The sequence below is a fragment of the Limosilactobacillus gastricus PS3 genome, from assembly GCF_000247775.1.
GTDB classification, from domain to species: Bacteria; Bacillota; Bacilli; order Lactobacillales; family Lactobacillaceae; genus Limosilactobacillus; species Limosilactobacillus gastricus_A.
The window spans coordinates 49,202-61,968 of sequence record NZ_AICN01000013.1 but is presented as its reverse complement, the minus strand read 5'-3'; the positions used below and the strand labels follow the sequence as shown (position 1 = coordinate 61,968).

Sequence of the window (12,767 nt, the reverse complement as noted above, 5' to 3'; positions counted from 1 at the left end):
TTAAAAAGGGATTTCCAAACCCGGTCCTTTTTTGTCGATAAGTGGTTTCAGCAAGTAAATATAAGATTAACAGAAAAATAAATTGCACACATTTAAGGGTTTCAAAAGCTGGAAGATACCGTAAAAATTCAGCAATTTTCTCGGCAATCAGTAATAATAATAAGCTGCGAGTAATAATTAACGCGTCCGTGACTCGTTTTTCCTTACGGGCATGGGTTCCATAGTAAGTAGTGAAAACTAAGATGAGTAAAATGATGACATTAGCAATAAATTGGTAAAATCTCATGAGCACTTTCCTTATCAGTTTAGTTGTTATTATTTTAGCACTGATAGCTTCAGACTTGAAATTATAACTGAGGATGAGTAAAATTGGTTTTATGATTAAAATGAAGGGGTAAATTAGCCATGACTTATTTTAAAATTGGAGATTACGTTAAGTGTAAGCAATTTGGCCCACTTGAACATGACTTCACAGGTGAGGTTGAAAAAGTTTATGATAATTCCGTTCTAGTTGCCATTCGGGAATTTGAACCGGCTGATCAAAGTGGTGTTAATGAATTGAACAACCGGGCCGTGTTGCGCAAAAGTGAAACAGAAATCATCAAGGCGGTTCCACGGACCGAAGAGGATGAAGAGTTAGCGGCTGAAGAAGAAAAGGCGGCGGCGGCAAAAGCGGCTAAGGCAAATAAATCGTCACGGAAAAAGAAGTCGGAAAAAAGTGATGACAAATAGTTAAAGTGTGATATGATATATAAGTAATCTTTTTACTTATATTTTATGCGGGTATAGTTCAGTGGTAAAACACAACCTTCCCAAGGTTGAATCGCGAGTTCGATTCTCGTTACCCGCTTTGATGATCGTCGGTTGCCCGGCGATTTTTTATTTTTCGTTAAATTTTCGTGGGAAAAGAGAAATCAGACACGCTTATAACGGGCAATATGATAAAATATTCGCATTGTCAGATGACGGAGGAAATCATGAAAATTTTTAAACAATTTCTGACCTGGTTTAAAGAACATCCAGGACCAGTTCTCAAAAACTGGTGGAGAAAAGGATCGAATGTGGTTTTCCATCAATGGCGACGATTCAATTTGACTCGTTGGTTGATAATCGTCTTTTTAACACTCTTCTTAGGAATGAGTATTTATTTGACCATTGTTGCTAAAACGGCCAATGTGAAAGATTTAAAGGCTCGTTTAGAAACAAATACCCAAATTTATGATAAAAATGGGTCATCAGCGGGGAGCCTCTATGACCAAAAGGGTACTTATGTCCCCTTAAGTAAGATTTCTAAAAATGTGCAAAATGCGGTTTTATCAACGGAAGATCGTAACTTCTATCATGAACATGGCTTTTCTTTTAAAGGACTCGCCCGAGCGGCCTTTCTGTTAGTCCGGAACCGGTTGACGGGGAGTAGTGCTATTTCCGGTGGGGGAAGTACTTTAACCCAGCAATTAGTTAAGAATGCCTTCTTGACGCAGCAGCAAACTTTTTCGCGAAAACTAAAAGAAATCTTTATTTCAATTGAGGTAGAGAATCAATACAGTAAAAAAGAGATTTTAACCATGTACCTCAACAATGCCTATTTTGGTAATGGGGTCTGGGGGGTGCAGGATGCAGCGGAACGGTATTTCGATACGGACGCTGCTGATTTAACGGTTCCGCAAGCTGCGACCTTAGCGGGAATGTTGACCTCACCAGGGATTTATGATCCGGTTAAATACCCATCCGCCACTAAAAAACGGCGAAATGTTGTTTTACAACTGATGGTTGAGAATAATAAATTAAGTCAATCAGCGGCTAATCAGTATAAGAAAACTTCGTTAACGGTCACCAATGGTTATCAATCCTCTGAAGATACCTATAAATATCCCTACTATTTTGATGCGGTGATCAGTGAAGCTATTAGTGATTATGGCTTGACTGAAAGTGAAGTCATGAATAATGGCTATAAAATTTATACGACCCTAGATCAAAATCAACAAGCCGCGATGCAGTCGACCTACGATGATAGTTCTAATTTCCCATCAGCTAGTTCAGATGGGACCATTGTCCAGTCTGCTTCCATTGCTATGAATCCAAAGACTGGTGGGGTAACCGCTGTGGTCGGAGGTCGGGGGACCCATGTTTTCCGTGGCTATAACCGTTCCACGCAAATGCGGCGACAACCTGGTTCAACGATTAAACCGATTGTGGTTTACGCGCCGGCTTTAGAAAAGGGGTATTCATATGATTCAACCGTCCAAGACAAATTACAATCATATGGGACCAACAAGTACACGCCCAAAAACTATGATGGAACATATAGCGGTAGTGTCCCAATGTATGAAGCCTTGTATAAGAGTTTAAATGCGCCAGCAGTTTGGCTCCTAAATAAGATTGGGGTGAATGCGGGTTATAAATCAGCGCAAGACTTTGGCTTGCCGGTTGAAAGTGGCGACAAAAACTTAGCCCTCGCGCTTGGTGGGATGACCAAAGGGGTTTCTCCACAACAATTAGCACGTGCATATTCAGCCTTTGCTTCAGGCGGGACTTTGCCGACGGCCCATTACATTACTAAAATTGTGGATGCTTCAGGCAATGAAGTTCCTCGTAAGACCAAGTTGACTAAGAAACGGATCATTTCTACCAAGATTGCCAATCAAATGACAAGCATGATGATCGATGTCTTTAAGTTGGGGACGGGGAAAAATGCCAAACCGGCAAACTATACCATCGCCGGGAAAACCGGGACGACAAACTCGGGCTTATCAAATGACAACGACCGGGATAAATGGATCGTAGGTTATACCCCAGACTTAGTAGTAGCGACCTGGGAAGGTTATGACTCCACGACGGATGAACAACAACTGAGTGATTTGGAAAGTAGTGATATTTACTCCTTGTACAAGACAGAAATGTCGAGCTTGTTACCATATACCAAGGGAACCAGCTTCACGGTAAAAGCGGCCTCAACGCGAGCCAATTCGGCTTCCAGCAACAGTGGGACGCAAAAGCTATGGGAACAGGCAACTAGCTGGTGGAATAAATTAACTGGTAATAGTAATAGTGATTCAACTGATACCACTGACACCACTGATACGAGCGACTCCACGGATGAAAGTTCTAGCAGCGGCATTGGTGATCAGATCTCTAATGCTTGGAACCAGCTGACGTCGCTCTTCTAGTGGTTGAGAGCTAAAAAACATGATACAATCAGAACAGATTTTTAATGGAGGACCAAATTAAGATGGTAGTAAATATTTTTGATACGGCAAATGAAATGTCGCGCCAAATGGTGGAAACACAAGAGTACCAGGATTTAAAGGTAGCTGTTGAAGAACTGTTGGCAGATGAAGCGGCAGTAGCTTTATTCCGGGATTTCCAAAAGCAACAGGCGGAAGCCCAACACAAGCAAATGCAGGGCCAACAACCTAGTGAAGACGAAATCAAAGCCATTCAAGACATGGCGAAAAAGGTTAGCGCGGAAGCATCCATTATGAAGTTAATGGAACAAGAAAAACGGCTTGATCAAATGATTCAACAGATTAATCAAAACCTGACGAGTCCGATTCAATCCCTATACAATGATCTTTTGAAGGATCCAGAATAATATTTAACAACTCCAAGGATGCCTAAGACAAACTTGGAGTTGTTTTTTCATGAGGAGTAATGATGCAAATTAATCAAATTGAAGTCGGTGAACCACTCACCCTCTTTGTTTTACTCAAAGATGTACAAGCCCGCACAGCGCGTAACGGGAATCCCTATTTGAATATTACTTTTTCCGATCAAACTGGGGAGATTAGTGGTAATCTTTGGGATGTCACGCCGATTCAGATCGATGAATTCCAACCAGGCCGCGTTGTTTATCTGCAGGGCTTGGGTGATCAATATCAAGGCCAAGCTCAGGTTAATATTCAGGGCTTACGATTGGCAACGAATGATGAACCAGCTGATCCCAATTTATATGTCCAACGGGTTGACCTAACCGATCAGGAGCTACGAGAAGCTTTACGACCATTTTTTTCGGCCATTAAGGTAGATGAATTTCGGATTATTGTCACTGATCTAATGAATCATTATGGTGATCAGTTCTTTCAATATCCGGCTGCGAAAGTTAATCATCATGCCCTAGTTGGAGGACTGGCTTTTCATACACTATCGATTCTGAGATTAGCACAAGCTGTGGCCGAGCAATATTCAGGAATTAATCGCTCGCTTTTGTATGCAGGAGCGATGCTACATGATCTAGGCAAGGTCATTGAATTATCAGGCCCGGTGGCCACTCAATATACGATTGCGGGAAGTTTACTGGGGCATATCTCAATTGTGGATGGCGAAATTGTGCAAGCCTGTCAACGAAAGAACTTAGATGCCGAGAGCGAACCGGTCATTTTATTACGACATGTTATTTTAGCTCATCATGGCTTGCTAGAATATGGTTCGCCGGTGCGTCCCCAATTAATCGAAGCCGAAATTTTACATCGCTTAGATGAATTAGATGCTTCGATTGTGGAAATTAATCAAGCGATGAAGGATGTAGAAATTGATGATTATTCGGAACGTGTTTTTTCACTAGAAAACCGGCGCTTTTTTAAGGATGAATTGCAAAGAGATTTTAAAGATTCCGAGTAAATCCAGAGTTTTCCTTTAACATGTGGTATATTAAACAGGTATCAATAAAAAGGATGTGAATAGTTTGAAGTCCAAGAAAATTTTGGCTTTAGTTGCGGGGGTTGCGCTCGCACTACCACTAGCAGCCTGTGGGAATAAAGCGGTTGCGACAACTAATGGGGGAAAAATTACCCAAAGTGAATATTACAGTAGCATGAAGCAAACGACGGCTGGGAAGCAAGTCTTGCAACAAATGATCCTCGATAAAGTTTTAGAGAAACAATATGGAAGCAAGGTTTCATCCAGTGACGTTAACAAAGAATATAATGCAGCTAAAAAGACTTATGGGAGTTCCTTCTCATCAGTCCTTGCTCAACAGGGGTATACTACTAGTACCTTCAAAGACCAAATTCGGTCGCGCTTATTATTAGAAGAAGCTGTCCGGGCTAGTTCATCCTTCTCAACTTCAGCTTTGAAGAAGCAATGGAAGGAATATCAACCAAAGATCTCAACGGCAATGATTACGGTGGGGAGTGAATCGGATGCTCAAAGTATCATTGATGATTTGAACTCAACTTCTAGTAACAAGCTGAAAGAGTTTAAAAAGTTAGCTAAATCCAAATCGACGGATAGTGCGACGGCTTCTTCCGGTGGGGTAATGCCAACCTTTGATAATACGGATACGTCCTTGCCAGATGCAGTTAAGACCGCTGCTTACAAGCTGAAGAATGGTGAATACACCACCAGTCCAGTGCAAGGCGATGATGATACTTACTATGTAATTTATATGATTAAGCACCCTGCTAAAGGGAAGTATGCTAATCACATCAGTGACTTGAAAGACCAGATTGTCACAGAAAACATGAATGATAGTGATTTCGTCAAGAAAGTTGTTTCCAAGGCTTTGAAGAAGGGTGACGTCTCAATTAAAGATAGTGATTTGAAGAATATTCTTGCTGATTACTTGAATACTTCTTCATCTAGTTCATCCAGTTCTTCAAGTTCATCTTCTAGCAGCACTAGTTCAAGCTCAGCTAGCGATAGTAGCTCCACGGAATCAAGTTCGGCTTCCAGCAGTAGTGCGGAATAATAAATTGGTTGCAAGTCTAAGAGCTTTTTAATAATAATTATTGACAAATAGTAAGAGATCAGGTAAAGTTACTTCAATAAGCAAGCGAAGAAAGGAGCTGAGATTATGTTAAGAAATGTATTTTGTTGTTGTACTCGTCAAAATATCCGAACTGACATGGTCTCAGTTGGGTCTTTTGAGGTACGATAGGATCTCGAAAACCTTGATCTAAACGGTCACTAGCCATGTTGGTTAGTGACCGTTTTTGTTTGCAAAAGATAAAGGAGGGTGACTATAACGACTACGATTGGAATTTTAAATTTAATGCATGATAAGCTTGACACTCAAAAACGATTTTAAGAAGTTTTAAGGTTCGCTGCCCCCCAAGTTCAAATTGAATTTTTGTATCCGGTTGATCATTATCTTGATCGTCCCGTTCCAGAGTTAGTGGCTAAAATTTCGCAACCCCTGGCGATTGATCAAGTTTATCGGTATGATGCTTTTATTATCACCGGAGCGCCGTTAGAACAAATTGATTTTGAAGAAGTAACTTATTATGATGAGATAATCGCATTATTAGAACAATTAAAAGCTAATCGCACCCCGACCCTCTTTGTCTGTTGGGGAGCCATGGTCGCAATGCATCATTTTTATGGGATTGATAAGCACCCGTTAGCGAACAAATTATTCGGTGCTTATTCTCATCAAATTACCCAACCAACCGCCTTGTTAAAGGGGTTGCAGTCAGGTTTCATGGCTCCGCACGCTCGCTACGCGGAGATGGATTCAGATCAAATTGCTGCAACTAAAGATTTGGTAGTGAATGCGGTAGCTTCTAATCATCGAAACTTTTTACTCACCAGTCGTGAATTTCCGTTTACTTTCCTGTTTTCGCATTTGGAGTATGGTCAACGCGCTCTATTAAAGGAATACCAACGAGAAGTGCAAGCGACCCAAAGTTCGCCTGGCTTAATCGCCCGACCGGTAAATTATTATATGCAACTAGGTGAGCCAGTTTATCACTGGCAAACCGTTTCGCAACGTTTTTTTGAAAATTGGTTAACTCAAGTCAAAGGAGAAATAACAATATGACAAAGCAAATCTACAACTCAATCAATGAATTAATTGGCAACACCCCGATTGTTAAACTTAATCGGGTGGTTCCAGAAGGGGCCGCTGATGTTTACGTTAAATTGGAATTCTTTAACCCAGCCGGTTCGATCAAGGATCGGATTGCCTTAGCCATGATTGAAAAGGCAGAAGCAGATGGTCTTTTGAAAGCTGGGGATACCATTGTCGAACCGACTTCGGGGAATACTGGAATCGGATTAGCGGCCGTTGCAGCTGCTAAAGGTTATCATTTAGTCATTACCATGCCAGAAACCATGAGTGTAGAACGACGTAAATTGATGCAGGGCTATGGGGCTGAACTAATCTTGACCCCCGGAGCCGATGGAATGAAAGGTTCGATTGCTAAGGCTCAAGAATTAGTCGATCAAAAAGGCTACTTTATGCCGATGCAATTTGAAAATCCAGCCAACCCAGCGGCCCATGAAGCAACGACTGGGAAGGAAATTATTGCTGCATTTGGTGAAGATGATTTACCAGATGCCTTTGTTGCCGGGGTTGGGACTGGTGGAACTCTGACGGGAATTGGTCACGACTTAAAGGCGGTTAATGATCAAGTCAAGGTTTATGCTTTAGAACCGGCTGAATCACCATTACTAAAGGATGGTCAAGCTGGTAAACACAAGATCCAAGGAATTAGTGCTGGTTTTATTCCAGCTACTTTGGATCAAGATGTTTATGATGGAATCGTTGAAATTTCCAGCGATGAGGCGATTGCGACAGCCCAAGCGGTTTCCCGACAAGAAGGATTCTTGCCAGGGATTTCGGCAGGGGCTAATATTGCCGGAGCAATCCAATTAGCTCAAGAGTTAGGAGTAGGTAAGAAGGTCATTACAGTAGCACCGGATGGTGGGGAACGATACCTCTCAACCGATTTATTCAACTTTGAATAAGTAGACAATAAGCCGGAAAAGACATGCAGGAACTCCATCGAGATAGCTTGAAACTCATGGAGCACTTTTTGACATAATAGTTACCAGTGTGATAAAGAAAATGAGGATTGGAGGAACCAGCATTAGGTTCTTCCAATCCTCATCTTTTATGATTGATGATATTTTTCTAAAATATGATTAATTCGGTCCAAATGAGCTTGATTGCGGAAATTAAACAATTCCAGATCGTGATTAATTTCTGCAATCACTTGAGTTAAATTAGCCAGTTCATTCGTTAAGGTTTGGGCATGGTTACCTAAATCTTGACCGGCCTTTGTGATTGCTTTTAGATGATCCTGATAATCTTTAACTTCAGTTTTTAATTTGGTAAACATGATTAATCCTTGAACTGAGCTGCGATGGATTGGCGAACAGCTTCGTAATCTTCGCTAGCGTAATCGTTAGAGTGATCAGTAAAGTTAATCTTGAACTCATCATCACTAGAATAGCGTGGTAAGAGATGCCAGTGACTGTGGAAGACACTTTGATATGCCACTTCACCATTATTATTCATGACGTTCATCCCTTTGATGTCGGGATTTGATGCCTTAATTGCCCGAGCAATCTTAGGAATCCGTTTAAAAACTTCGGCCGCTAAATCTTCATCGTATTCAAAAATATCTTTGACATGCTTCTTAGGAATCACTAGCGTGTGACCAGGTGTATTTTGGGAAATGTCCAAGAAAGCCTTGACGACATCATCTTCGTACACGGTATAGCTAGGGATTTCGCCAGCAATAATTTTGCAAAAAATACAATCTTCCATCTTCATAACCTCGCTTTCATTTCCATTAGTATACCGCAACTGGGGTGATAATTGCATTTTGATCTTTGGATTACTATGATATAATCAGTGAACTAATAAAAGGAGCGACAAATGTTAACAATTGACCAACTGGTCGGCGGATATTCCCAAGTGCCAGTTTTAAAAAATATTAGCTTTCAAGTTCAACCCGGCGAATTAGTAGGGTTGATTGGCTTAAATGGGGCTGGTAAGTCAACCACGATTAATCATATTATTGGTCTGTTACAACCATTCTCGGGTTTGATTCAAGTTAATGGGGCCACTTTAGCCAATGATCCGCTTACCTACAAAAAAGCCATCGCTTATGTTCCAGAAACACCGGTTTTATATGAAGAACTGACCTTACGGGAACATCTCCAATTAACCATCAATGCTTATCAATTAGCGCCAACTTCAGCTTGGCAACGGGCCAAGGAGCTATTAAAGACTTTTCGGTTAGAGAATAAATTAGATTGGTTTCCAGTTGATTTTTCAAAGGGGATGAAGCAAAAGGTCATGATTTGTATGGCCTTTATGACCGAGGCAAAGTTATTAGTAATTGATGAACCTTTTTATGGTCTGGATCCCTTAGCCGTCCACGACTTACTGACAATTATTGATCAAAAGAAGGCGCAAGGGGTAGCCATTCTCATGTCGACGCACGTTCTTGATACGGCTCAAAGATACTGTGATCGCTTCGTTTTGTTAGCAGATGGACAAGTGCAAGCTCAAGGTAGTTTACAAGATTTGCAGGCTTTGAATGGTCATCAGGGAGAATCCTTGGATGAAATCTATTTGCAATTAGCGCAAGGAGATCGCCATGCTAAATAAATTATTTTGGCAGCGTCAGCAAAGTCGTTGGGTCCATTATCTGCATTACTGGCGACTGGTTTTTAATGATCATTTTATTATTGCCCTTTTCTTTATGGCAGGAGCGATGGCTTACAGTTATGATCAGTTGTTACCGCAGGTTAATTCGCAACCATGGTGGCGACTGATACTAATTGGATGGGTTACTTTAGCTATGCAAGTCGGACGCTGGGCCCTGTTTGTTGAACAACCTGATCCAGTTGTTTTATTGCCCTTAACTAGTCAAATCAAGCAGTACTTAAAACCAGCAAGCTATTATAGTGCGAGCCTAGGTTTAATTATGACGTTGGCCCTAACGGTTATTGCTCTGCCCTTGGCTTTAACTATCATGAAAATATCGACCCTTACTATGATCGTGATGGGGTTGACAGTCGTAACTTTAAAATTAAATTGGTTAGTTTGGGAAAAACAACGTTTCTTGAATTTTACGAAGAACACACGATTAATTAATTTCGTGCAGTGGGGCATGACCCTGGTGATTGCGGCGATCATGTGGATGGAGTGGCCATTGATGGCCTGGATTTTCAGTTTAATGCTTTTGTTGACTGGCCAATATTTAAATTCGCGAACCAGCTTCGATTGGTCAGCCGCCATTGCTTATGAACAGGCACGAACCGAATCGATCTATCGGTTTTTTAATCTCTTCACGGATGTTCCGCAAGTGCAAGGACGAGTGAAACGTCGGGCTTGGGCGGATGGAATTATCAAATATTTATCCCATCAAGATGGTCAGTGGGGCTATTTATATGCCCGAGGATTCGTACGAGGTTCCGATACTAGTGGATTGGTGGTGCGCTTAACATTAATCTTAGCAATCATTACCTTTTTCATTCCGATCAATTGGTTGCAGACGGTCGTATTAGCATTAAGTTTATATGTAATTGTCAGTCAATTAGGACCTGAGTATCATCAATTTGACAATAAGGTCTTTACTTATCTGTATCCCCTGGAAGTTAAGCAACGTCAAAATGCTTATCTAAGCTTAACTCGACGGGTGCTATGGCCAGTCGCAATTATTTTAATATTGGCGACGGTGATGAGTTCATACCTTATCTTAAATGTTTTCATTATTATAATTGAAGGTGAATTATTAGTGCATTGGTATTTGCCAATGCGAGTTTTTAAGGAGAAATAAATGCGTGTAAAACACAAGAAGTGGGCCGACCCTTATTTAGAAAGTCATCCCGAAACCGTGAGTATCAATCCGACAGAATACAAAGGTAAGTGGCAAAATCGCTTTGAAAAGGATCAACCTTTGCATCTAGAAGTAGGAATGGGGAAAGGACAATTCATCATTGGGATGGCTCAAAAATATCACCAGTTTAACTTCATTGGCTTGGAAATTGAAAGCACGGTGGCGGCGATTGCAGCTAAAAAAGCTGAACCCTTAGCTTTACCTAATTTGACCTTTGTGCGGGCCGATGGGGCAGGATTAGATACCTATTTTGCTGAAGACGAAATCCAACAGTTATATTTGAATTTTTCCGATCCTTGGCCTAAAACGCGACATGAGAAACGACGCTTAACTTATAAGAGTTTCTTGACCAACTATCAACGGGTGCTAGTTGACCAAGGATGTATTGAAATGAAAACCGATAACATGGGCTTATTTGAATACTCACTCCAGAGTTTAAATAATTATGGGATGGTTTTTGATGGAGTTTGGCTGGATTTGCATCATAGTGATGAGCAGGAAAACAATGTTGAAACCGAGTATGAACAAAAATTTGCGGCGAAGGGTCAACCGATTTACAAATTGAGGGCTCATTTTAAATAACGAAAAGGCAGGTAAACACCTTGATTGAACAAGGTGTTTACCTGCCTAAATATTTTTACTTGGCTTCAGTCGAATCCGTTAATTGTAACTCTACGACGGTTCCAGTTCGCCGATCAACGAAAAATTCATAGGATAAAATTTCATAACCAACTTGTTGACGAAATCCACCATGGTAAACTCGGAGAATCGAATCCTGATAAGGGTACTTTTCGGGGTGTTTGTGGATCCAAGTTCCGATAATTTCACCATTGGCTTCAAAAGTATTAATAACATGTCGCAAAACCTGTTCGGAAGATAAGCCACGATCAGCTAAAAGGTACCCAGCTGAGTAACCGGCAATTCCTGCTAAACCAAGGGCCGAAACCACGACTAGGGGATTTAGATGTGATGATCTTTCTGACATATTGAGCCCCCACATATCAATTTAGTAGTTTTATTTTATCATAAATTCGCTTGAGGTGCTGATGAGCGTTTAATTGGCATTTGAAGATTAAATTCAGTAGACTAAATAAAAAGCTTTCTGGAGGTTGGCAATGAAAGATTTACCAAAAACTAATTTAACTGATTTAGAAGCACAATTACAAAGCGGTCGCTACATCCTCTTTTTTACGGCTGATTGGTGTCCAGATTGTCGTTTTATCAAGCCTGCGATGCCGGAAATTGAAGCGGAATATGCAGATTTCACCTTTATTAAAGTTGATCGCGATGAAAACATTGATTTAGCCGCTGAAATGGGCATTATGGGGATTCCGAGTTTTGTTGCTTATCAAGATGGTCAAGAAATTGGACGATTTGTAAACAAGGATCGGAAAACCAAGCAAGAAGTAGAAACTTTTATTAACGGATTGAATAAGAATTAAACAAGGGATTTGGGATCAATTGATATTTGACCCAAGTCCTTTTTATAAGCAAATGACTATGGTAAACTAGACCCTGATTTGAAAAGAAATGAATGAGGTTAGAAATGTTAATTTCAAGTTACAATCAAGCTGGGATGGGGGACGTCCTAGTCACAATGGTGGCTCCAACAGTTGGTGGACAAACCGTCCACAAAGCAGGTCAAGTAGTGCAACTAACATCGAGTGAGAATGGTAGTTTGTTAGGATATAACTTCTTAGCAGCAAGCGAACTTTTACCAGAATTAACCAGTCAAGCTGCTGTGCAACTATTCTTAACTGATGGTCAGGTTGCTAAGTTGAACCAGGCAGTACAAGCGGCCGGCTTTGACCAATTATTAGTTGCGGATCATGACCCTAAATTTGTAATTGGCTATGTGGCTGAAATGGAAGATCATCCTAAGTCTGATCATTTGCATATTACAAAGGTGGACGTTGGCGATCAACAGTTACAAATTGTTTGTGGTTCACCTAACATTGCTAATCATGTAAAAGTGATCGTTGCCAAACCAGGAGCAATGATGCCAAGTGGTCAGATGATCTGGCCAGGTGAGTTAGTTGGGGTACCTAGTTTTGGGATGATTTGTGCCGGGAGAGAACTGAACCTGGCCAATGCACCACAACAACCAGGCTGTGTGATTCTACCAGATGACTTTGGCCAAGCTGGGGATGCATTTGATTTTGAAAAAGGAAATCAATTATTTGTCTAAGGGAA

15 protein-coding genes, 1 tRNA gene and 1 pseudogene are annotated in these 12,767 nt (G+C 41.0%); 13 read left to right on the top strand and 4 right to left on the bottom strand.

The window, feature by feature from the left end:
• On the bottom strand, positions 1–286 hold a 286-nt coding region (locus tag PS3_RS01310), incomplete at its 3' end, for a DUF1516 family protein (protein ID WP_040467854.1).
• Positions 287–405: 119 nt separating this feature from the next.
• Between PS3_RS01310 and PS3_RS01305 the strand changes: the two genes are divergently transcribed.
• The 8 genes and pseudogenes from PS3_RS01305 to cysK all read left to right on the top strand — a co-directional run bounded on the left by PS3_RS01305 (position 406) and on the right by cysK (position 7,686).
• Positions 406–732 (top strand): hypothetical protein, encoded by a 327-nt coding sequence (locus tag PS3_RS01305; RefSeq protein WP_040467853.1) that lies wholly within the window; start codon positions 406–408, stop codon positions 730–732.
• A gap of 47 nt (positions 733–779) precedes the next feature.
• Positions 780–850, top strand: a tRNA-Gly gene (locus tag PS3_RS01300).
• A 127-nt stretch (positions 851–977) separates the two neighbouring features.
• Positions 978–3,167, top strand: coding sequence for a PBP1A family penicillin-binding protein (locus PS3_RS01295; protein WP_100207275.1), 2,190 nt, complete (start codon positions 978–980; stop codon positions 3,165–3,167).
• Positions 3,168–3,229: 62 nt separating this feature from the next.
• The gene (locus tag PS3_RS01290; protein WP_040467852.1) at positions 3,230–3,592 is read left to right on the top strand and encodes a YlbF family regulator; all 363 of its coding nucleotides are present in this window, start codon (positions 3,230–3,232) and stop codon (positions 3,590–3,592) included.
• A 62-nt stretch (positions 3,593–3,654) separates the two neighbouring features.
• On the top strand, positions 3,655–4,617 hold the full coding sequence (locus tag PS3_RS01285; protein ID WP_007121770.1) for a 3'-5' exoribonuclease YhaM family protein: 963 nt from the start codon (positions 3,655–3,657) through the stop codon (positions 4,615–4,617).
• Between the two features lie 64 nt (positions 4,618–4,681).
• Positions 4,682–5,686 (top strand): peptidylprolyl isomerase, encoded by a 1,005-nt coding sequence (locus PS3_RS01280; RefSeq protein ID WP_007121769.1) that lies wholly within the window; start codon positions 4,682–4,684, stop codon positions 5,684–5,686.
• A gap of 369 nt (positions 5,687–6,055) precedes the next feature.
• Positions 6,056–6,757, top strand: a pseudogene (locus PS3_RS01275) (homoserine O-acetyltransferase/O-succinyltransferase family protein); the annotation flags it as partial.
• Complete coding sequence (cysK, locus tag PS3_RS01270) at positions 6,754–7,686, top strand: cysteine synthase A (RefSeq protein ID WP_007121768.1); 933 nt, start codon at positions 6,754–6,756, stop codon at positions 7,684–7,686. The pseudogene PS3_RS01275 and the gene cysK, both read left to right, overlap by 4 nt.
• Positions 7,687–7,832: 146 nt before the next feature.
• On the opposite strand, the gene PS3_RS01265 is transcribed toward cysK, so the two are convergent.
• Together PS3_RS01265 and PS3_RS01260 are read right to left on the bottom strand one after the other, a co-directional pair.
• A complete protein-coding gene (locus PS3_RS01265; RefSeq protein ID WP_040467851.1) occupies positions 7,833–8,060 on the bottom strand; it encodes a hypothetical protein in 228 nt (75 codons plus the stop codon).
• 2 nt (positions 8,061–8,062) lie between these two features.
• Entirely contained in the window at positions 8,063–8,491 is a 429-nt protein-coding gene (locus tag PS3_RS01260; RefSeq protein ID WP_007121767.1) for an HIT family protein, read from the bottom strand.
• 111 nt (positions 8,492–8,602) lie between these two features.
• Here PS3_RS01260 and PS3_RS01255 point away from each other — a divergent pair, with 111 nt between their 5' ends.
• From PS3_RS01255 to trmB, 3 genes are read left to right on the top strand one after another with little or no spacing between them, the layout of a single operon-like run.
• Positions 8,603–9,340 carry an ABC transporter ATP-binding protein gene (locus tag PS3_RS01255; protein WP_007121766.1) on the top strand — a complete coding sequence of 246 codons (738 nt, stop codon included), beginning with the start codon at positions 8,603–8,605 and terminating at the stop codon, positions 9,338–9,340.
• On the top strand, positions 9,330–10,514 hold the full coding sequence (locus PS3_RS01250) for an ABC transporter permease (protein WP_007121765.1): 1,185 nt from the start codon (positions 9,330–9,332) through the stop codon (positions 10,512–10,514). The genes PS3_RS01255 and PS3_RS01250 overlap by 11 nt, the downstream gene beginning before the upstream one ends.
• The gene (gene trmB, locus PS3_RS01245; RefSeq protein ID WP_007121764.1) at positions 10,515–11,156 is read left to right on the top strand and encodes a tRNA (guanosine(46)-N7)-methyltransferase TrmB; all 642 of its coding nucleotides are present in this window, start codon (positions 10,515–10,517) and stop codon (positions 11,154–11,156) included. It begins immediately after the preceding gene.
• A gap of 55 nt (positions 11,157–11,211) precedes the next feature.
• Here the strand turns inward: trmB and PS3_RS01240 are convergent, their stop codons facing one another.
• Positions 11,212–11,559, bottom strand: coding sequence for a hypothetical protein (locus tag PS3_RS01240; RefSeq protein WP_040467850.1), 348 nt, complete (start codon positions 11,557–11,559; stop codon positions 11,212–11,214).
• A gap of 130 nt (positions 11,560–11,689) precedes the next feature.
• Between PS3_RS01240 and PS3_RS01235 the strand changes: the two genes are divergently transcribed.
• Together PS3_RS01235 and ytpR are read left to right on the top strand one after the other, a co-directional pair.
• Positions 11,690–12,016, top strand: a complete 327-nt coding sequence (locus PS3_RS01235; protein WP_007121763.1) for a thioredoxin family protein — start codon at positions 11,690–11,692, stop codon at positions 12,014–12,016.
• A gap of 104 nt (positions 12,017–12,120) precedes the next feature.
• Positions 12,121–12,762 carry a YtpR family tRNA-binding protein gene (gene ytpR, locus PS3_RS01230; protein ID WP_007121762.1) on the top strand — a complete coding sequence of 214 codons (642 nt, stop codon included), beginning with the start codon at positions 12,121–12,123 and terminating at the stop codon, positions 12,760–12,762.
• Positions 12,763–12,767 lie beyond the last annotated feature (5 nt).